The 21886-nt window shown below is 62.7% G+C and carries 12 protein-coding genes and 3 pseudogenes; 7 read left to right on the plus strand and 8 right to left on the minus strand.

All coding sequences use genetic code 11. From position 1 onward, the window contains the following. Nucleotides 1-356 precede the first annotated feature (356 nt). Genes CR103_RS10785 through CR103_RS10795 form a run of 3 tightly spaced genes read right to left on the minus strand, consistent with a single transcriptional unit; the run spans nt 357 to nt 3464 of the window. Nucleotides 357-656, minus strand: a complete 300-nt coding sequence (locus tag CR103_RS10785) for a YciI-like protein (RefSeq protein WP_099915994.1) — start codon at nt 654-656, stop codon at nt 357-359. A gap of 28 nt (nt 657-684) precedes the next feature. Next, entirely contained in the window at nt 685-1155 is a 471-nt protein-coding gene (locus CR103_RS10790; protein WP_099915995.1) for a cyanophycin metabolism-associated DUF1854 family protein, read from the minus strand. A gap of 23 nt (nt 1156-1178) precedes the next feature. Next, entirely contained in the window at nt 1179-3464 is a 2286-nt protein-coding gene (locus tag CR103_RS10795; protein WP_099916057.1) for a cyanophycin metabolism-associated ABC transporter, read from the minus strand. Nucleotides 3465-3805: 341 nt separating this feature from the next. Here CR103_RS10795 and CR103_RS10800 point away from each other — a divergent pair, with 341 nt between their 5' ends. Continuing rightward, nucleotides 3806-6007 carry a cyanophycin synthetase gene (locus CR103_RS10800; protein WP_099915996.1) on the plus strand — a complete coding sequence of 734 codons (2202 nt, stop codon included), beginning with the start codon at nt 3806-3808 and terminating at the stop codon, nt 6005-6007. 85 nt (nt 6008-6092) lie between these two features. Continuing rightward, complete coding sequence (gene cphA / locus CR103_RS10805) at nt 6093-8663, plus strand: cyanophycin synthetase (protein WP_099915997.1); 2571 nt, start codon at nt 6093-6095, stop codon at nt 8661-8663. A 51-nt stretch (nt 8664-8714) separates the two neighbouring features. On the opposite strand, the gene CR103_RS10810 is transcribed toward cphA, so the two are convergent. Then, a complete protein-coding gene (locus CR103_RS10810) occupies nt 8715-9905 on the minus strand; it encodes a hypothetical protein (protein WP_143752577.1) in 1191 nt (396 codons plus the stop codon). Nucleotides 9906-10167: 262 nt separating this feature from the next. Beyond that, the gene (locus CR103_RS10815; protein WP_143752578.1) at nt 10168-11007 is read right to left on the minus strand and encodes a hypothetical protein; all 840 of its coding nucleotides are present in this window, start codon (nt 11005-11007) and stop codon (nt 10168-10170) included. A gap of 411 nt (nt 11008-11418) precedes the next feature. Between CR103_RS10815 and CR103_RS10820 the strand changes: the two are divergent. Both CR103_RS10820 and CR103_RS10825 read left to right on the plus strand, forming a co-directional pair. Next, nucleotides 11419-11623: pseudogene (locus tag CR103_RS10820) on the plus strand (IS4 family transposase); the annotation flags it as partial. A 925-nt stretch (nt 11624-12548) separates the two neighbouring features. Beyond that, nucleotides 12549-13862: an MFS transporter gene (locus tag CR103_RS10825; protein ID WP_099916000.1), complete on the plus strand. Its 1314-nt coding sequence runs from the start codon at nt 12549-12551 to the stop codon at nt 13860-13862. A gap of 693 nt (nt 13863-14555) precedes the next feature. Here CR103_RS10825 and CR103_RS10835 read toward each other — a convergent pair. Continuing rightward, nucleotides 14556-14696, minus strand: a pseudogene (locus tag CR103_RS10835) (DUF411 domain-containing protein); the annotation flags it as partial. Nucleotides 14697-14733: 37 nt separating this feature from the next. Between CR103_RS10835 and CR103_RS10840 the strand changes: the two are divergent. Continuing rightward, on the plus strand, nt 14734-15756 hold the full coding sequence (locus CR103_RS10840) for a DUF2345 domain-containing protein (RefSeq protein WP_229443000.1): 1023 nt from the start codon (nt 14734-14736) through the stop codon (nt 15754-15756). Here the strand turns inward: CR103_RS10840 and CR103_RS24310 are convergent. Then, nucleotides 15736-16140 (minus strand): hypothetical protein, encoded by a 405-nt coding sequence (locus tag CR103_RS24310; protein ID WP_143752579.1) that lies wholly within the window; start codon nt 16138-16140, stop codon nt 15736-15738. The genes CR103_RS10840 and CR103_RS24310 overlap by 21 nt on opposite strands. 23 nt (nt 16141-16163) lie before the next feature. Then, nucleotides 16164-16436 (minus strand): annotated as a pseudogene (locus CR103_RS24315) (IS1595 family transposase); the annotation flags it as partial. Nucleotides 16437-17016: 580 nt separating this feature from the next. Between CR103_RS24315 and CR103_RS10850 the strand changes: the two are divergent. Both CR103_RS10850 and CR103_RS10855 read left to right on the plus strand, forming a co-directional pair. Continuing rightward, entirely contained in the window at nt 17017-20163 is a 3147-nt protein-coding gene (locus CR103_RS10850; RefSeq protein ID WP_099916058.1) for an alpha-1,6-glucosidase domain-containing protein, read from the plus strand. A 686-nt stretch (nt 20164-20849) separates the two neighbouring features. Beyond that, a complete protein-coding gene (locus CR103_RS10855; protein ID WP_307719698.1) occupies nt 20850-21845 on the plus strand; it encodes an aldo/keto reductase in 996 nt (331 codons plus the stop codon). Nucleotides 21846-21886 lie beyond the last annotated feature (41 nt).

Below are 21886 nucleotides of genomic sequence, written 5' to 3' on the forward strand. Positions count from 1 at the left end.
CAGACAATGATATGACATAATTGACAACCCCACATTCACTACCTGCGGTTCTCGATGGCTTTGGCGCCACCACCCTGCTCCCTTCGCAAGCCAGTGACGGCGCCCGCCGCTGGTTCGCGCAGGGGATTGCCCAGGCGTATGCCTTTAACGAAGACGAGGCGGTGCGCGCCTTCAAGGCCGCTGGCGCCGCATCAATGGCCAAACGTGCCGAAGTCGCCGCACCTGCTGCATATGCCGTCGCACTGCTGGCAAAACACAAAGGCGGCTGCGTGCCAGGCGTTTCGCCGCGGCCGAACAAAGCTTGCGCGACGACCTTGCGATTCACCTGCGTGGCGGCCCGCACGCCGCCCACAGCTTCACGGCCTGATCGGCGTAAACGCCAACTCCCCCACCACCGTATTCCACGGCCGCACCTTGTACGACACCACCAGCCCTTCGGTAACATACGGATCGGCCTCGGCGAACCGTTCCGCCACCTCGGGCGAGTCGCCCTGAAACAGCAAGATCGCCATGTCGGCCGGTTCCGACAGCGCGCCGGCCAGCACCAGTTCGCCGCGCTGCTGCGCGTCCCACGCCAGTTGCAGATGCGGCGTACGGAATTGGCCGCGGCGCTCGAGGTAGTCGGCGGCGAGGTCGTAACACAACAGATAATGCATACACACTCCAGAAGAAGGTTTTAAGGACTTACAAAAAGCGGTCGAGGATCTTGCGGCTGTGCTTGTCGATAGTAAACATGTTGCGCACCAAAAAGTGAATGCCATGATTATCCGCCACCAGCAGCGAGGCGTCGCCGATGCGGCGGATGTCGCCCTCGTCCTTGAGGACGAATTCGGTGGTGCCGCGGTCGGTCTTGACGAACCAGGTACATGGCGTCGCAAAACTGCTGACGCTGGCGATGTGGACGATCTCGGGCATGAACTCGCGCCCGTCCAGTTCGTCCTGCAGCAGCGCGCGCACGCCTGGCGGCAGGTCGGCCATGTCGTCGATCCAGGCGACCTCTTTGCCGTCATGCAGCACCAGCGAAATGCCCTGGTCGGGCGACTGGATCGGAAAAGCGCGCACCGGCGAGACGCCCTCGAAGCGCTGGCCGTCCTCGAGCGTCAAGGCGAGGCCGCCGAAGCTGTCGCGGGTCAGGTTAAAAATGCTCGTTGCCATGCTAGTTGTCCCTTAGTTGTCCCTTAGTTGCCCTGATCGCCGTCGTCCATGTCGGCATCGACGTTGCGCGCCTGCGCTTCGTAAAGCCGGAAGTACGCGCCTTCGCGCGCCATCAGTTGGTCGTGACTGCCCTCTTCCACCACCACGCCGCGGTCGAGCACGATGAGCCGGTTGGCGCGGTGCAGGGTCGACAGCCGGTGCGCGATGGCAATCGTGGTGCGGCCCTGCACCAGGTTGTCGAGCGCCTTCTGGATTTCTTTCTCGGTTTCCGAATCGACCGACGACGTCGCCTCGTCCATGATCAGGATGCGCGGATCGATCAGCAGCGCGCGCGCAATCGAAATGCGCTGGCGCTCGCCGCCCGACAAGCCCTGGCCGCGTTCGCCCACCATCGAATCGTAGCCTTGCGGCAGGCGCAGGATGAATTCGTGGGCGTGCGCGGCGCGCGCCGAAGCGATGATGTCGGCGCGGCTGGCGCCAGGTTTTCCGTAGGCGATGTTCTCGGCGATGGTGCCGAAGAACAAGAACGGCTCCTGCAGCACCAGGCCGATGTTGCGGCGGTAGTCGGACACGGCGAACGAGCGGATGTCGACGCCATCGAGCAAAATCGCACCTTCCGAGACGTCGTAGAAGCGGCAGATCAGGTTGACCAGCGTGCTCTTGCCCGAACCGCTGTGGCCGACCAGGCCGACGAATTCGCCGGCCTTGATGTTGAGGGTGATGCCGCGGTTCACCGCCCGGTTGCCATAGCGAAAACCGACTTCACGCAAGTCGATCCTGCCCTCGATCTTGTCGAGCTTGACCGGGTTGGCGGGCTCGGGCACGCTCGAAACATGGTCGAGGATGTCGAAGATGCGCTTGGCGGCGGAGGCTGACTTTTGCGTCACCGACACGATGCGGCTCATCGAATCGAGGCGACCGTAAAACCGGCTGCTGTAGGTGATGAACAGGGTCAGCACGCCGACCGTGATGTCGCCTTTCGACACCTGCCAGATGCCGAACACCCACACCACCAGCAAACCGAGTTCGGTCAGGAACGACACCGTCGGCGAAAACAGCGACCACACGCGATTGAGTTTGTCGTTGACCGCCAGGTTGTGCCGGTTCGCTTCGCGAAAACGCGTCGCTTCGCGCTTTTCCTGGGCAAACGCTTTCACGACACGAATGCCGGGAATCGTATCGGCCAGTACATTGGTGACCTCGCCCCACACGCGGTCGATTTTTTCGAAGCCGGTGCGCAGGCGGTCGCGCACGATGTGGATCATCCAGGCGATGAAAGGCAACGGCACCAGGGTAACGACGGCCAACAGCGGGTTGATCGAGCAAAGGATCACGCCGGTCATGATGATCATCAAGACGTCGGAGGCGAAGTCGAGCAGGTGCAGCGACAGGAACACGCAGATGCGGTCGCTGCCGCTGCCGATGCGCGACATCAGGTCGCCGGTGCGCTTGCCGCCGAAAAACTCGAGCGACAGCTTCATCAGGTGTTCATAGGTGGCCGAGCGCAGGTCGGCGCCCATCCGTTCCGACACCAGCGCCAATACATAGGTCTTGGCCCAGCCCAGCAGCCAGGCCAGCACGGCCGAGCCGAACAGGCCCGACATGTACAGCCACACCAGGCCCTGGTCGACCGGTTGGCCGTTCTGAAAAGGAATCAGGACATTGTCCATCAGCGGCATGGTCAGATACGGCGGAATCATGTGGGCCGCGGTGCTGGCTACCATCAGGAAAAAACCCAGGCCCAGCTGGCCGCGGTACGGCGTGGCGAAGCGCCACAGGCGAAACAGGGTCCAGGTCGACGGCGGCGTATACAACACCTTGGTACAGATCGGGCATTCTTCCTGGTCCGGCTCGAGCGGTGCCTTGCAGCTCGGGCAAACGTTCTGCTCGGCTTTTTCGACCTGCCGGCCGGTGACACTACTGTCGAGCTGTTCGCGGAAGGCGTCGAGTACGCGGATTGCCTGCAGGTTCTGGCCGAGGGTGAAGCGCCACGCAGCCAGCCGGCCTTGTTCATCGATCAGCTCGAGGTGGCCGACGCCGGCATGGTCGTGATGCTTCAGCTGCAGGCCGGGCCGGTAGGTCCACTCGCGCCAGGCCGCTTCGCCCGGGGCGCGCCCGATCAGCCGGCGGTTGGTAACGACCAGGATGCTCTTTGTGAAACGTAATTTCGCATCGAGGTCAACCTCGACGCTACTTAAAACGTTCTCCCCGGGTAAGAGATTTTTCTCCACGTCAGCCTGCCAGTGGTCGGGCAGGAAACTGGCCGCAAGCGCCACCGCCGATGGAGGAACAAATTGTTGAGTTGTCATCGTCATGCCGCCTGTTACTGGCGAGTGCTCTCGAAAAAGGGGAAAAGGCGCTTGGTGGCGCGCAGGATGCTCACCAATAAAATTGTTGAAGAAAAGCTGAGCCGGCGGACCACGCTCCAGAGGGAAGAGCAATCTACGGTATTTTATCGGTGGCGCCTGGGCGCATAGACACTGGTAGAAATCAGTTCAGCGCGGTAAGCTTCGTTACAGCAAGTATACAACATGATGCGCCACAGAAAAGCCCGGCTTTTTCAAGCGCAGCCAGATGCAGTCAAACAGGCAATGCCTTACAACGACCACGTGTGTCATGAACACCGCGGCTGTTATCAAGAAATTATTAAATGATAAAGAAGAAAGACCTTGATTTCCTCCGCGTGACACATCTGCGCGGGCCGAACATCTGGACCTACCGTCCCGTCATCGAGGTCGTGGTCGACATCGGTGCGCTGGAAGAGCTCCCTTCGAACCTGATTCCCGGCCTGTACGAGCGGCTGGTCGAGTCGCTGCCGGGGCTGGTCGTGCACCGCTGCGGCGTGGGCGAGTACGGCGGCTTCCTCAAGCGCCTGCGCGAAGGCACCTGGGCCGGCCACATCCTCGAACACGTGGTGCTGGAACTGCAAACCCTGGCGGGTATGCGCACCGGCTTCGGCAAGACGCGCGAGACCGGCGAGGCCGGCATCTACAAGATGGCCTTTCGTACCCGCGAAGAGCACGTCGGGCGCGCCGCGCTGGCGGCCGGACGGTCGCTGTTAATGGCGGCAATCAACGGGCCTGACGACACCAGCGATACCCCGTTCGACCTCGCGGCCGAAGTGGCGATCCTCAAAAACCTGGTCGACGAACACTGTCTCGGGCCGTCGACCGCGCACATCGTGGAAGCTGCCACCGAACGCCATATTCCGTCGATCCGGCTGACCGACGGCAACCTGGTGCAGCTCGGCCACGGCGCCGCCCAGCGCCGCATCTGGACCGCCGAAACCGACGGCACCAGCGCAATCGCCGAAAGCATCGCCAGCGACAAGGATCTGACCAAGTCGCTGCTCAAGTCGTGCGGCCTGCCGGTGCCTGAGGGCAGCCTGGTGCGCAGCGCGGAAGAGGCGTGGGAAGAAGCCCAGGACATCGGCCTGCCGGTGGTGGTCAAACCCTACGACGGCAACCACGGCCGCGGCGTCTCGCTCAATTTGATGACCGAGGCCGACGTCGTCGCCGCCTATCACCTGGCCAGCCGCAAGGGCGACAGCCAGAGCGTGCTGGTGGAGCGCTACATCACCGGCGACGAGCACCGCATTTTGGTGGTCGGCACGCAGGTAGTCGCCGCCGCCAAGGGCGAATCGCTGTGGGTAACCGGCGACGGCGCTGCCAACATCATCGCGCTGGTCGACAGCCAGATCAACACCGACCCGCGCCGCGGCAGCGGCGAAGATTCGCCGCTCAACGCGCTGGCGCCCGAAGAAGGCGCCGAGATCATCCTCGAACTGGAACGCCAGGGCTTGACCGCATACTCGGTGCCGCTGGCCGGCCAGAAGGTGCTGATCCAGCCCAACGGCAACGTTGCCTTCGACGTTACCGACAAGATCCACCCGTCGGTCCGTCATGCGGCGGCGCTGGCGGCGCGCGTGGTGGGCCTGGACATCGCCGGCATCGACCTGGTGTGCGAAGACATCTCGCGCCCGTTAGAGGAGCAGCGCGGCGCCATCATCGAAGTCAATGCCAGCCCCGGCCTGCTGGCCCACCTGAAACCGGCCGACGGCCCTGCCCGCCCGGTCGGCGCCGCCATCATCGCCCACCTGTTCACTCCCGCGCAAAACGGCCGCATCCCGATCGTCGGCGTCACCGGCACCCTCGGCACCAGCCTGATCGCCAAGCTGACCGGCTGCCTGTTGCAGCTGACCGGCAAACACGTTGGTGTAATCAGCGGCCAGGGCATGTACCTCGACAATCGCCAGGTCGTCGCCGGCGATTGCATCAAGTGGGAAACCGGCCAGCGCCTGCTGATCAACCGCACCTTGAACGCCGCGGTTTTCGAGAGCCACGCGCGGATGATCCTGACCGAAGGCCTGGCTTACGACAAATGCCAGGTCGGCATCGTCACCGACATGGAAGGCATGGAGAGCCTCGGCCTGGCCGAATTCTATATCCGCGATGCCGACGCCATGGCCAACGTGATCCGCACCCAGGTCGACGTTATCCTGCCCGACGGCGTGGCGGTGCTCAACGCCGACAACGCGCAAGTGGCGGAACTGGCCGCACTGTGCGACGGCAAGGTGATTTTTTATGCGCTCGACCCCGACAACGACGTCGTCGCGCGTCACCGCGCCGCCGGCGAGCGCACGGTGTTCGTCCGCGCGGGCGCCATCGTGATCGCCGACGGCGCGCTCGAGACCGCCCTGTTGCCGCTGTCTTCGATGAAAACCGCGACCGTCAAATACCCGGCCAGCGTGCTCGCCGCGGTAGCTGCCGCGTGGGCGCTGGACGTCACCCCGGAATTGCTGGTGGCCGGCCTGCGCACTTTCGACGCGGCGCCGAAGCTACCAGCTCATTAATGAATCAGGCCCGGCGCGCGGCGCCGGGTTACGTCCCCCGGCCGGCGCGTGGCGCCGCCCCCCCCATCAGACAGGATCACGGTTTATGCAAGTATCACGCGTACGGGCGCTGCGAGGCCCCAACCTCTGGAGTCACCACACGTCGGTGGAGGCGATCGTCGCCTGCACTCCCGACGAAGATTGCGTTGGCAACCTCGCCGGTTTCGAAACCCGGGTGCGCGCCCGCTTCCCGGCGCTCTCGCCGCTGCAGCCGACCGGCCACGACGACAGCATCCCGATGGCCCACGTGCTCGAACTGGCCGCGCTCGACCTGCAGGCACAGGCCGGCTGCCCCGTCACCTTCAGCCGCACCACCGCCACGCTCGAACGGGGCATTTTTCAGGTCGTCGTCGAATATTCGGAAGAAGCCGTCGGCCGTTTGGCGTTGACGCTGGCCGAGCAGCTGTTACAGGCCGCTTTCGACGACACCGCGTTCGACATCGACAACGCCCTGGCGCAATTGCGCGAACTCGATGAAGACGTGCGCCTCGGCCCGTCCACCGGTTCGATCGTGCAGGCCGCGGTGGCGCGCAACATTCCGTTTCGCCGCCTGACCGACGGCTCCCTGGTGACGTTCGGCTGGGGCAGCCGCCAGCGCAGGATCCAGGCCGCCGAGATCGACCGCACCGGCGCCATCGCCGAAGCCATTGCCCAGGACAAGGAACTGACCAAGAAGCTGCTCGACGCGGCCGGCGTGCCGGTGCCGCACGGGCGGGTGGCGCTCGACGCCGACGACGCCTGGGCAGCGGCGTTGGAGATCGGCCTGCCGGTGGTGATCAAGCCGAAGGACGGCAACCAGGGCAAGGGCGTCACCGTCAACATCACCACCCGCGAACAGATGCATGCCGGCTTTGCCGCCGCATCCGAATTTCGCGACGACATCCTGGTCGAGCGCTACCTGCCGGGTAACGACTTCCGCCTGCTGGTCGTCGGCGGCAAGATGGTCGCCGCCGCCCGCCGCGATCCGCCGCAAGTGACCGGCGACGGCGCCAAAACCGTGCGCCAGCTGGTCGACCAGGTCAATCTCGATCCGCGGCGCGGCAACGGCCACTCGACGCCGCTGACCAAAATCCGTTTCGACGACATCGCGCTGGCCAGCCTGGCGACGCAAGGATACGAGGCCGACTCGGTACCGCCGCGCGGGCGCCGCGTCATCCTGCGCAACAACGCCAACCTGTCGACCGGCGGCGCCGCCACCGACGTCACCGACGACGTCCACCCGGAAGTGGCCGCGCGCGCGATCGCCGCCGCCCACATGGTGGGGCTGGACGTCTGCGGCGTCGACCTGGTATGCGACAGCGTGCTCAAACCGATCGAAGAACAGCACGGGGGGGTGGTTGAAGTGAACGCCGCGCCGGGCCTGCGGATGCACCTGACGCCCTCGTTCGGCAAAGGCCGTCCGGTCGGTGAAGCGATCGTTGCCTCGATGTTCGCCGACGGCGACGACGGCCGCATCCCGGTCGTCGCCGTCACCGGCACCAACGGCAAGACGACGACGGTGCGCCTGATCGCCCACCTGCTCACCGCCGGCGGCCTGCGCACCGGCATGACCAATACCGACGGCGTCTACATCGAAGGACGGCGCATCGACAGCGGCGACTGCAGCGGCCCGCGCAGCGCGCGCAACGTGCTGCTTCATCCCGACGTCGACGCCGCCGTGTTCGAGACCGCGCGCGGCGGCCTGCTGCGCGAAGGCCTCGCTTTCGACCGCTGCCAGGTCGCCGTCGTCACCAACATCGGCTCGGGCGACCACCTCGGCCTGAACTACATCACTACCCTCGAAGACCTCGCGGTGCTTAAACGCGTGATCGTGCAGAACGTCGCCGCCAACGGCATGGCGGTGCTTAACGCTAACGACCCGGTCGTCGTCCGCATGGCCGACAACTGCCGCGGCGCCGTCACCTTTTTTGGCGCCGACGTCCACCACGAAGTGATGTCGATGCACCGCGCGCAAGGCAAGCGCGTGGTCTTTGTCGACAATGGCGACATCGTTGCCGCGCAAGGCAAAACGACGCACCGGATGGCGCTGTCGGAAGTGCCGATCACGCGCAACGGCGCCATCGGTTTTCAGGTCGACAACGTGATGGCGTCGGTAGCGGCGGCGTGGGCGGTCGACATGCCGTGGGAAGCGATCCGCGCCGGCCTCGCATCGTTCGCCGGCGAAAGCGACAATGCGCCAGGCCGTTTTAATGTCTTCGACTACCGCGGCGCCACCGTGATCGCCGATTACGGCCACAACCCGGACGCCATCCTGGCGTTAGTGGGCGCTGTCGAGAGCATGCCGGCGAAGCGCCGCTCGGTCGTCATCAGCGGCGCCGGCGACAGGCGCGACCAGGACATCCGCCAGCAGACCGAGATCCTCGGCGCTGCCTTCGACGACGTGCTGCTGTACCAGGACCAGTGCCAGCGCGGACGCCAAGACGGCGAGGTCGTCGCGCTGCTGCGCCAAGGCCTGGCCGGCGCCAAACGCACCAGCTACGTCGATGAAATCAACGGCGAATTCGTCGCCATCGACACCGCGCTGGCGCGCTTGATGCCGGGCGACCTGTGCCTGATCCTGATCGATCAGGTCGATGAGGCGCTGGCCCATATCGCCGGGCGCATCGCCGAAGGCTGACCGGGCGGCCGGCCGCCGCGCCGGCCCGGGGTCAGCGGTGGTCAGCTGTGGTCAACTTTTGAGCGGTGCCACCAGCAGGCCCACCACCACCGGCGTCGTCGACTGGCTCGACATCGTCACGCTGCTGCCGCTGGCGTGCCACACGGCGTTCATGTTGACCGAACTGGTGCTGGTCTGGCTGCCGGCGCTGGCCCAGAAGGCGCCGACTCCGAAGCCGCTCGACGAGTTGTACGCCGACTGCGCCGCCGCATAGCTTGCCGCATCCATCGTCACCGTGATCGACGGATACATCGCCACCAGCAGCGCGGTCGGCCTGACCAGCCCGGCCTGGTTCGGATAGTCGTACATCAGCGACGAATCGTACCAGGGGCCCGGCTCCAGCGACACCGTGGTGATGGCGTCGAACGCCATGCGCTGGTTGAACGAAGACGAGGCCGTATCGACGTTGACCTGCGAAGACGACTGGGTGGACGAACCGCCAGCCGACCAGAACCAGAAGCTGCTACCCCAGTTGGTCTGGCTGAAATAGCTCGACTTGGAGAAGTCATACATCGACGACGTGCCGCTAAAGCCGATCGTAATGGCCTGCTCGCCGCTGTTGCCGTGCTGGGCGACGGTCTGGTCGACCCAATTGGAGAACTGCGACAGGTCGCCCGGCACGTAGTCGGGCACGATCAGGGTGCCGGAGGCGACCGCGATGCTCATCACCGTCGGCATTTGGGCCGCAGAGCCGAGCTTGGCCTGGCGCACGCTGTCGACCGTGGTCTTGGCCAGCTGGATCGCCACATAATCCTGGCCATACACGGCGCTGTAAATGTTGTTGAGCTGGCTGTTGTAGCCGTTCATCAGGTTGGCGTCGGTGTTCAGGGTGGCGCCCCAGGCGGTCTGGCTCAGGTAGCTCTGGAAGCTCGGATACTTGCCGGGATACATTGTCGTTGCCTGCTGATAGGCGGTGAAGGCGCCGCTCTGGTCGGTGTAGAACTGCGTCGTCGCGGTGGAGAGATTACCCTTGATGAGGTTGATCTGGCCCTGCTGGGTTGGCGTCGGCGCCTTTTGCGAGCCCTGCGGCACCAGGTTGTCGATATAGCTGGCGTAATCGTTAAAGAAGGAATTCGTGGTCTGGTCGTAAATTCCTTGCGGAAACAATTCGGTGTCCGCCAGGTTGTACACCTGCGCCAGCGCCTGCTGCAGGCTCGGCGGGCTGGTCAGCGACTTGGAATTGTAGGCCAGGTTCGCCTGCAATGCATTGCCAGTGAGAATAAGGTTGGGCGCGTTGACTGGCAAACCGCATGCTTTTGACAAACTGGCTACATAAATTGCAAACATATCTTGATTATCAAGTGCCATGATGGACTTCCCTCTGTGTTGGATGGATCGGCGTGATAAGGCGTCGCACAGTTGCCGAATGGGCGCCTGTGCTCGACACCTGGGTGAAACTGTATCGGGAAGCGAATGCCTTGATCAGTATCAACAGGTAACGCCGTCGCGCTGCTACGGTATCGGGTCAGTCGTGCTGGAAATGGCGTTTCACCGCGGCGCACACGAAGTAGCCAAGCTCTTCCTGCAAAGCGATGGTAAACGCGCGGCAGCGGTCAAATTGCTGCGACCAGGCGATGGCCCCGTCGCTGGCGCCAACCAGTCGGATCGACAACCTGATCAGCTCGCCATCAAAGCGTACGCTGCCTTCGAGTACATGCCCGGCGCGCGCCAGGGCTGGCACAGCGGCGCCAGGCTGGCGCGCGCTGGAAAAACCAGGCGCGACTACCTTGTTGCCGAATTGCAGGAACAGGCGGTGAGTCAGCTCCTCGCCCAGGCCGCGGGTGAACGCCGCGCAAGCGGCGCAGGCATCGTCCTCGGCGATGCAGGCGAGCGGCGTGATCGCCAGCAGGCCGCCGGGTTCAGACGCCTCGCCGCCGCCCCGGCTGCGCTCGATGACAGGCATATAGCTCCCGGTCGGAATGGCGAAGACGATCTCCGGGCGCGGCGCAACGGCGGCGTAATACAGTTTCAGCTTTTCGCGCAGGCGCCCGACCTGGACCCGCACCACCGGATCCTCGCCCGGGCTGAACGTGGCCGGGTCGCGCTCGAATACTTCGATCCCGATGGTGTACTCGTTAATGTCGCGCACCGCATTGGCAAGCCGTTTCTCGACCAAAAACTGCAGCAGCCGGCTGGTGCGGTGCGCCTTGACGAACCCCACCCCGGCCAGGATGCGCGCCAGCGCATCGCGTACGTCGGCGGCCGGCACCTTGGCCGGCGCGCGCGCCACGCTCTTGAGCAAGGCGTGCGCCGACGGCGCCAGCACGGCAGCGGCAGCGGCAGCGGCAGCGGCGGGTGGGCTCATCAGCATGGTCGGGTATTCCTCCAGGATGCGGAAAGGCTGGCTGTAGAAAAAAAGACAAGTGACAGCTTTTTAATATAGGCAGTTGGACCCGTCATTACCAACCAAAAGGTGAGCAACCTTGTCTTATATCAATGGAACACGAGAAATATCTTTCACTTGCTTGCTGATAGGCGGCTGCCGCGCCGACCCGCCCCCAGGGCGATTGCATGAAGCCTGGCCCCCCCCGTCTCTGATTCGATTCGACTCGTAAAATATTGCTTGTAAACTCGAAAAGAAAGGCGTTTGCTCTCGATATTTAAGCGAAGAGATGACAAACGCACCGGTATCCTTGCTGGAAGCGTTCGAAGTTCAGGTTTACTTTCGTCTTTTGAATGAACGAAATCGGCTACCGCACCTGCATCCTGGACCGAGACCGAACTGGACTTCAACGGCCAAGGCGCGTTTTGCCTCGGCCCGTTGAGCTACGAGGCCCAGCGCGGCATGTACCTGCATCCGACCTACGCGGTCACGCCCGCGCGCGCACCGCTGGGCATTATCGACGCGTGGATGTGGGCGCGGCGGACCGAAGGAAAGTGTGCGCTGGATCGAGGGCTACGAGCGGATCGCGGAGATGGCGGCGCGGCACGGCGTGAAGCCGCGCGAGGTCGACGCGCCCGATGGCGTCAAGCCGATCGAGTGGCGCTTGCTGAGACTCGTCGGCGTCAAATTGCTTTGGATTTAGTTTTGTTCCATCGGTTCATGACAGGCTCTAACATGCAAGGATGAAGCATAAATCCTACCGTAGGATCGAGCGCAAGGTACGAAAAAAGTACGAAAAATTGCAGCGGATTTTGGTGGACGTCACCGGACAAAAAACCGGGTTTCTCCTATGAGAGGATAGTCCAGTAATATCCCGGGAAGTATCATTATTCGTCATTCACACTGCAGGGGTCGGCAGTTCGAAACTGCCACTTCCCACCAAGAATTAGTTTGAAATCGAAGGCTTGCAACGTTCAGTTGCAAGCCTTTTTTTTATGTTCGGGGGAAGTGCAAAAATCGCGGCTGGCGAGGGCCGGCTCCAGGGTTTCGGGCCAATCGAAACCGTCCGCTAGCAGCCTGGATGGAGAAAATCGAGCTCAAATGCTGTTGCTCAGCACTGACGGCGTCGGCAGCTTCGTCAACGGCGCCTTGCCCGTGAACTCTTTAGCAAGTGCAACAAATTTCCGGCTCATTTTACGCGACTATTGGTCGAATTATAGTTATACTCGTTTTAACTACGTTTGCTGTTGATATGCGGGTGTCCCGGTATTTGTCTCTTGTTCGGCAGGTACTCGCGTTGACGGCGGCATGCTGCCCACCCGGCCGGAAGCCAAGCAATCAAACAACACCGACATGTCCTTGCCCTCGTGCGGAGGGTGGCCCAAGGTCTGGCCGACAATTCTGGCGGTTCGTGTGTGCATAATTGTTCGGTATCAGGCCTGGAACAGCAATTCAATGGCGACAGCGGGGAAGTGATCCTCCGACGATTGTAGATCCTGATTTTTATTTTTTAGGTAACAAATATGAACACAACGTCCCTTAATCTCGAGCGCAAGTTAAAAAAGCGCGTTCAGCTGGAAGACCAGACCTACGCCAAAGTGACATGGCGCTTGCTGCCTTTTCTTTTCCTGTGCTACGTGGCGGCTTATCTTGACCGCGTCAACGTCGGCTTCGCCAAGCTGCAGATGCTCAATGACCTGCACTTCAGCGAGACTGTGTATGGCTTGGGCGCCGGTATTTTCTTCATCGGTTATTTCCTGTTCGAAGTGCCAAGCAACGTCATCATGCATAAGGTCGGCGCCCGCATCTGGATCGGCCGCATCATGATCACCTGGGCGATCCTTTCGGCCGCGACGATGTTCGTCACCAGCCCGACGATGTTCTATACGATTCGCTTCCTGCTTGGCGTGGCCGAAGCGGGATTTTTCCCTGGCATCGTGCTGTATCTGACCTATTGGTTCCCGGCACAACGGCGTAGTCGCATGAACGCATTGTTCATGATCGGCATTCCGATTGCCGGCGTTGTCGGTGGCCCGCTGTCGGGCTATATCCTGAACGCGTTTAACGGTGTGCATGGATGGTCAGGCTGGCAATGGTTGTTCCTGCTGGAAGCCATTCCATCGCTCATCCTCGGCGTCGTTACACTGTTCTACCTGCCGGACAGCATTGGCGCGTCGAAGTGGCTGACGGAAGCAGAAAAGAAGATGCTCGAAGAAAACATCGCGAAAGATGGCAGCGGCAAGGCGGATCATTCCCTGGCCAAGGTTTTCGGTGACAGCAAAGTCTGGCTGATGGCAGCGATTTATTTTTGCTGCATGATGGGCCTGTATGGCGTGAGCTTCTACCTGCCGACGCTGGTCAAGGCTGCGGGCGTCAAGGACCCGCTCGACGTTGGTCTGCTGACCGCCATCCCGTATGGCTGCGCGGTGGTCGCCATGCTGCTCAACGCCAGAAGCGCCGACCGCATGCGCGAGCGCCGCTGGCACTTTGCGATTGCCAGCGCGCTGGGCGGCCTGGGTTTGTTGCTCAGCACGATTTACGGCTCCAATGTGGTCATCGCGCTGGCAGCGCTGTCGCTCGGCACAGCAGGCCTGTTGTCGACGATGCCGGTGTTCTGGACTTATCCGAGCGCAATATTGACCGGTACCGCAGCCGCTGCCGGGATTGCGATGATCAATTCCATCGGCAACCTGGCTGGCTTCGTCAGTCCATCCATTATTGGGTTCATGAAAGACGTTACGCAGAGCACCAACGCCGGTATGTATGTCGTTTCCGCTGCGCTGTTCCTCGGTGCGGTTCTGGCATTATTGCAACCAAAGGAATTGGTCAATAAATAGAAAGCGAGCAGGCGAGCGTGCTTGTCCTCGCCTGCTTCTATCGCACAATTGAACCACGTGGCTAGGCAAGGTATGAAGTAACACGAAACAGGACGAAAACAGCGGCGTATACCTGAGGGCAACCCGGGCCGAACATCCAGTTTTTTCCTGTGAGAGAGTTGTCCGGCGTCGTTCAGAAGTGTCCCGAAATCGACCATTCACACTGCAGGGGCCGCAAGTTCGAAGCCTGCACTTCCCACCAAGAATTCGTTGTACATCAGAGGCTTGCAACGTTCAGTTGTAAGCCTTTTTTGCATGTGCGGGAAAAGTGCAAGCATCGCGGGCGGCTGATCGATTCGGCCTGGTAGGCCGGCGAGGGCCGGCTCGAGGGTCCCGGGCCGATTCGTCGGCAGAATGAAAAACACGTCCGCGCAATCCATCCATTTCATGGAGTAGCCGGTTGAGCATGACTTCATCGGAGGCGCTGTCGCGCGCGGAGCGATCGCGCGCAGGAACGGAGCGAAGGGGCAGTTTGAACCTGCCGACGCCACGCGTTACACGCAATGCACCGTGGCGAGCACAGCAACGTGAGGTCCAAGGCAAGGCTCAAGGGTAAATTTGGCAGACGCAACATTAGCGAAAAATTCCTGCGGCAGCGGCGCACAATGCCAGGCATCGAGCAGCCTGGCGTCAGGCTTGGCGCGGCCTGGACAATTACTTGTCATGTTTGTAGACCGACGTGCTGCCGTCCGCTTTTACCGGCAGGACGTCAAACGGATCCTTGCGCGGGCCTTCCATGCCGGACGAGCCGAGCGGCATGGCTGGTACCGCGAGGCCCTTCGCCTTCGGCTTTGCGCCCGACACGGCGGGCGTGGTGCGCGCCGGTGGCGGCATGCTGCTGACGACCGAGCCACGCCCGCGCGGGCAAGGTCCAGTCAAGGGGATGGACGAAAGCATCAAGCGCCTGGTCGCGGCGGCTGCCTTGCAGAAATCGCTGGCCGAAACGGCGCACGCGCACGACGCCGCCAACGCGCAGGGCGACCAGAGCGCCGTCGCCAAGGTCGTCAAGGACCAGAACGACGCCATTCAGGGCACCAATGGCGACGCTGTGTTTCCCGAGCTGGCCGCACCGCACCTGGTGCTCGCCAGCCCGGCCGGTATCGCGACCACCAGCAAGAAGTCGACCAACATCGCCAGCGCCGAGCACACCGCAATCACGGCCGGCATGAACCTGTCGATCGCCACCGGCGACAGCCTGCTCGCCAGCGTCACCAATGCCTTCCGGCTGTTCGTGCACAAGGCCGGCATGCGCCTGATCGCCGCTGCCGGGAAGGTGCACATCCAGGCGCAGTCCGACGACATCACGGCCGTTGCCAACAAGGTGCTGACCTTGATCAGCGAGTCGGACTGGGTCGACATCCGCGGCAAGAAAGGTGTGCGCCTGCATGGCGGCGACTCAATGTTCGAGGTCAGCGACAAGGTGCAGTGCTTCAGCGCCTCGCCGACGCTGTTTCATGGCAACCTCGAAACGTTGGCGCCTGCGAATCGTCCGCAACCAGGCGCGCCGCCGCCGAAAAACGATATAGCTCGCGCAGAATCGGCAGAGCCGGAAAAGGAATATCTGTACCACGATCTGCGGCCTCACTTTGCCGGGGGTAATTACGAGCACCTGGCCTACGCGCTGTTCAAAGGCGACACGAAAATCAAGGACGGCATGACCGACCGTTTGGGCGTGGCGAAGATTCCCCATCAGGCGGGCACGCCGCGCTATCGCATTGTCATGGGCGATGGCGAAGCATTTGTACTGAACGTATCGGCGACAGAAAAAGACCGGCTACCGTCTGCCGAAAACGCAGCGATAAGCCAGGCTGCGCCGTCGGCGCAAGACACGCCATCAAATCGGCAACACGACTGAACTGCAGACCGAACCATTTGGAAAAGCGCCATGGCAGATGCAATCAAACGAACGCAAACCATTTACGTCAGCGAAGAAAAACGCAGATCGAGCAGTTCCTCCCAGTGGCTGCTGGAGCATCAGCACGCCACGCACCCAATCTGCGACAACAGTGCATTGAAGGTTTTCATTTGCGGAGAGGACAGCTTCAAGGACATCGCCGCGCAAATCAATGCGGCCAAGGAAAGCATCGATATCTGCTGCTGGGGTTTCGACCCTGGCATGGAACTGGTGCGAGATTCCGGAGAGATGTGGCCGCGCGGCCCGACCTACGGCGACTTGCTGATCGCCGCCGGCAAGCGTCAGGGCCGCGAACGAAAAGCCGGCGACTGGATCGAAACGCACTCGTTGCGGACGCCCTCGCGCATTTCCACGGCCGCGACGAAGGCCACCTTGTTCGACGATCCGCGTCCCGGCCCGCCGCCGGTGCGCTCCCCGCCCAGGTAGGCGTCATCGACACCGATATCATCTTCCAGCGGGCGATCGGCCTCGCGCTGGGCCATCGCCGCCATCAGCTTGTGCTTGAGCAGCCAGGCGGCCTTCCAGGAAATGCCCAACTGCCGCATCAAAGCCAGCGCTGCGATGTTCGTCTTCGACTGCGTGATCAGGTAGATCGCCAGGAACCACTTCGTCAACGGTAGGTGACGATGCTCCATCACCGTTCCCGAGTGCAGGCTGGTCTGATGCGCGACAGGCGCCACACTGCCAGTAACGTCGTCCCTGCCGCCTGAATTCGTCAGCGGCTATATGGCCGCACGGGCAAACAAACCCGTGATTTGCATTCAGCACAAGCACGTCGCCATGGAATGCAAGCCAGCGCCGACGATTGCAAGCTCATTTGCAGATAGCATGCGTACCGGCCTGCGGTCATTTTCAATTAATTCGAGCCGAAATCGGCGTCAAATGCGAGCCGCTACAGATATCGGTGCGTTTGCCATCTCTTCGCTTAAATACCGAGAGTAAACGCCTTTCTTTTCGAGTGTACAAGCAAGATTTTACGAATCGAATCAGCGATTGGGGCCAGGCTTCATGCAATCGCCCTGGACCCGCCCCCCGGCCGCGCATTGTCTCGCCGTACATATTTATTTTTGCACCACGGTTTTCCACGTTTTAATGTGTAGTATTCTTACATAAAGACTCGTCCACATGCATGTCGGCGCCCAGCGGCAAGGCGCTTTTTACGTGCCGACACGGGTCACCAATAACAATCTGGAGACCGGCATGCCCAATTTTGGTAGTTTTAGTTCGTCTATTTTTCGCACCGCAAGCGGTTTCGCCGCTGCCATCCTTTTCGCCGCATGCGGCGGCAATGGCGCAGAATCGGCCGCGGCCGCACAGCCGACCAGGCTGCTCGCCAGCGGCGTCAGCGCCAGCACGGCGCAAGCTGCCGGCACCATCCGGATCCACTACCGCCGCGTGCAGGGCGACGCTTCGCAATGGGGCGTGTATTCGTGGGACGGGCCGCAAAACCCAAGTTCGGCGTGGATCACCGACCGTTTCATGATGACCCAGTCCGACAGCTTCGGCAGCTACGTCGACATTCCGGTCAATACCGGCAAGAGCGCGCTGCATTTCCTCGTCACCGACGGCGCCGGCAACAAGAACTGCGGCAACGACCAGTCGGTCAATTTCGCCGCCGGCATTGCCACCGCGGGCCAGGAAATCTGGATGCTGGAGGGCAGTTGCACGGTGTACGCGACACCGCCGCCGATCAGCTTTGGCAACCTGAACGACGCCAGCGCGCACTGGCTCTCGGCCACCACGCTGGCCTGGCCGGGCGCTGCCGGCAACGGCAGCTACCGCTTGTTCTATGCTGCCAACGGCGGCCTCGGATCAAGCACCAGCGGCGTCATCGGGGCCGACGGCAGCGTCGACCTGACCCCGGTTGGCGCCCTGCCCGCCGCGCTCTTGCAAAAATTTCCGCACCTGGCCGGCGCCACCGCGCTGGCGATGTCCGAGCTGGACGCCGCCAGGCTGGCCGCACAAGCCGGTTCCCAGTTCGCGGTCGCGCAATACGGCACCGACGGCAAGCTGGTGCAGGTGACGTCGCTGCAAATGGCCGGCATGCTCGATAGCGTGTTCGCCGCCGCCGCGTCGAACAGCAAACTGGGCGTCACTTTCAGCGGCGCCGGCGTGCCGACTTTCCGCGTGTGGGCGCCGACCGCCAGGTCGGTCGCGCTCGACCTGTACCCGGACGCGAACGCCGCCAGCACCAGCCAGGTAGCGATGATCAAGGACGCCGCCAGCGGCGTCTGGAGTTACCGCGCGCCCGATGCGCGCTGGAGCAATCGCTACTACTACACCTACACCGTCAAGGTGCTGTCGCGCTGGGCCGGCAACAGCGTCGTCACCAACCTGGTGACCGATCCGTATTCGCTCAGCCTGAACGCCAACAGCGGCCGCAGTTTCGTCGCCAACCTCGACAGCGCGGCGCTGAAACCGGCCGGCTGGGACCAGCACACCATTCCAACGCTGGCGCATGCCACCGACATCGCGCTCTATGAACTGCATATCCGCGATTTCAGCGCCGGCGACGCGACGGTACCGAAGCCGCACCGCGGCAAATACCTCGCCTTTACCGACACCGGCTCGAACGGCATGCGCCATTTGCGCTCCTTGCAAAAGGCCGGCATGACGCACATCCACCTGTTGCCGAGCTTCGATTTTGCCAGTGTCAATGAAGGTGTCGATGGCAGCGGCTGCGCGGCGCCGGCGATCCCGGCTGGCGCACCCGATGCGAGCGCCCAGCAAGCGGCGGTCGCGGCCAGCCAGGACAGCGACTGCTTCAACTGGGGTTACGATCCGGTCCACTACAGCGTGCCGGAAGGCAGCTACGCTTCCGACGCCAACGACGGCGCGGTGCGGGTACGTGAATTTCGCGCAATGGTGCAGTCGCTGCACGAGCAGGGCCTGCGCGTGACGATGGATGTGGTGTACAACCATACCAGCGGCTCGCAGCAAGGCCCCCTGTCGGTGCTCGACCGGATCGTGCCGGCTTATTACTATCGCCTCAACGCCAGCGGCGGCATCACCAGCGACAGCTGCTGCGCCGACACCGCCGCCGAGAACGCCATGATGGGCAAGCTGATGATCGATTCGGTGTCCACCTGGGCCAGCCAGTACAAGGTCGACAGCTTCCGCTTCGACCTCATGGGTTTTGCGCCGCTGGCCGTGATGACCCAGTTGCAAAGCCGTGTCAACCAGGCCGCCGGGCGCGACATCTATTTGTATGGCGAAGGCTGGAATTTCGGCAGCGCCGGCAACGACGCGCGCTTCGTGCAGGCGCGCCAGGTCAACATGTTCGGCACCGGCATCGCTTCGTTCAACGACCGCCTGCGCGACGCGGTGCGCGGCGGCGGCTGCTGCGATGGCGGTTCCAGCCTGGTCAGCCAGCAGGGCTTCATCAACGGCGCCTGGTACGACCAAAACGCATTGGCGAACCAGTCGAAGGACGACCTGCTGCGCCTGGCCGACCTGGTGCGGGTCGGCCTGTCGGGCACGCTGCGCGACTACCGTTTTACGGACCGCTTCGGTTCCTTGCGCAGCAACGCGCAGATCGATTATTTCGGCCAGGGCGCAGGCTTCGCCGCCAATCCGGGCGAGACCATCAACTACATCGAGGCGCACGACAACCAGACGCTGTTCGACCTGAACGCCTACAAGCTGCCAGTGGCAACCAGCATGGCCGACCGCGTGCGCGTGCAAAACCTCGGCGCTGCCCTCAACCTGCTGTCGCAAGGCGTGCCTTTCTTCCACGCCGGCCAGGAAATCCTGCGCTCGAAATCGATGGACCGCGACAGCTACAACGCCGGTGACTGGTTCAACAAACTCGATTACAGCTACCAGTCGAACAATTTCGGCGCCGGCTTGCCGATGGCCGGGGTCAACCGGGACAACTGGCCGTTGATGGCGCCGCTGCTGGCCAATCCGCAACTCATGCCGCGCATGGCCGACATCGTCGCCGCGAAGGGGTATGTCACCGGCCTGCTGTCGATCCGCAAGGACAGTTCGCTGTTCCGCCTGCGCTCAGGCCAGGATGTGACGGATCGGCTGCGTTTTTATAACGTCGGCCCGCAACAGCTACCCGGGCTGATCGTGATGAGCATCGACGGCCAGCATCCGCGCAGCTACGAGGGCGCCAAATACAAGAGCGTGGTGGTGCTGTTCAACGTCGACAAGGTGGCCAAGACGCTCGCCGTGGCCGAACTGAAGGGCCGCATGCTGAAAACCCACAAGGCGCATCGCCAGTCCGGCAGCGAACAATGGGCGCGCACCGCGCTGTACGACAGCGCCACCGGCAGCTTCACGATCCCGCCGCGCACCACGGTGGTGTTCGTCGAAAATTCCGGTAAAGGGGATGACGACTGAGATCATCACAACCTGAATTAAGACGCTGAGTTAAGACACTGAAATTCGCACGCCGCGGCGTGCGGCGAAACTGCCCGCAGTGGCGCACAATCGAGATTCCGAGGATCTTCGAGAAGTGACCATGAACAATGCAGACGACGAGCTCAGTCATCGCGCCGCGCCAACCATGCACGCGGTGGCGCGCCTGGAGTAGTTCCTGGGAACGCCGGCCGAAGCGATGCACGATATCGAGCCGGTCGCGGCGCAGATAAGCTACTCGACCTGTATGGCGCAGCTAGTTGCCGACCGCGCCAAATAGCGCAAATTGCACATCTTGACGCAGCCGGAGTCGACCTTCGCAGCCACCCTGGCCGCCCCCCGACGCCATCCGTCACCGGATACTTCTGCTGGCTCTCTCTCGCTCGTGTTTCCCACCGCCACGCCGATGCAGATCGACTTCAGCGGCGAAGCCCTGCACCGCGCGCCTGTTCCGGACAGCACTGCGCGGCTACCAGGTAATCGATGAAGGCGTGCAGGTTCAATGCCAGGTGCTTGCCCGGCATGTAAGCGGCATGCATGTTAACCGGATTGTGTAATTTTCAACAGAAGGCGATACTGGACCTGTCGATGCATTGCATCGCCCACCCACTTTCGTTCAGGAGAAACAAGTGAGCAAACAGCAGAGCAAACAGCAAAGCAAACAGCAAATAAAACAGCGCAGCTTGGGAAGCCAGGGCTTGACCGTATCGGCGATCGGCCTGGGATGCATGGGCATGAGTACGGCGTACGGCGCGGCGATTGAATCCGAATCGATCGCGACGATCCAGCGCGCGATCGAATTGGGCGTGACGCTGTTCGACACCGCCGAAGTCTACGGCCCGTACACCAACGAGACCTTGCTCGGTCAAGCGCTGGGCGGCCGGCGCAGCGAAGTGACGATCGCCACCAAGTTCGGCTTTCGCATCGAGAACGGCGCCAACGTCGGCGTCGACAGCGACCCGGCGCACATCCGGCACGCGGTGGAAGGATCGCTGCGGCGCCTGGGTACCGACTACATCGACCTGCTGTACCAGCACCGCATCGATCCGCAGGTGCCGATCGAAGACGTGGTCGGCGCCATGGCCGAGCTGGTACGCGAAGGTAAAGTACGTTACCTCGGCCTGTCCGAAGCGGGCGTCGCCAACATTCGTCGCGCCCACGCGGTGCATCCGATCAGCGCGCTGCAAAGCGAGTACTCGCTGTGGGAGCGCAACCTCGAAGCTGGCGCAGAACCGGTGCTGCCGGTGCTGCCGGTACTACGCGAGCTGGGCATCGGCCTGGTCGCTTTCAGCCCGCTCGGGCGCGGCTTCCTGGCCGGCACCGCCAGGCGCGCCGAAGACTATCCGCCATCCGATTTTCGCCACCAGGATCCGCGCCTGCAGGGCGCCAATTTCGACGCCAACGTCGAAGCAGCGCGAATCATCGCCGACATCGCCGCCGCCAGGGGCGTCACGCCGGGTCAGCTCGCGCTGGCGTGGGTGCTGCACCAGGGCGACGACATCGTGCCGATCCCCGGCACCAAGCGCCGCGGCTACCTCGAACAGAACGTCGCCGCCGCTGACATTGCGCTTGACGCAGCCGAACTGGCGCAACTGGCCAGCGCGCTGACGCAGGTCGCCGGGCCGCGCTACAGCTTGGAGCGGATGGCGACGGTGGACCGCTGACCATGCCCAGCCAACATCACGGGCAACCCGCGCGGCCTTGG

This window comes from Massilia psychrophila (genome assembly GCF_002760665.1).
In the GTDB taxonomy this organism is placed as follows: domain Bacteria; phylum Pseudomonadota; class Gammaproteobacteria; order Burkholderiales; family Burkholderiaceae_D; genus JAFCUW01.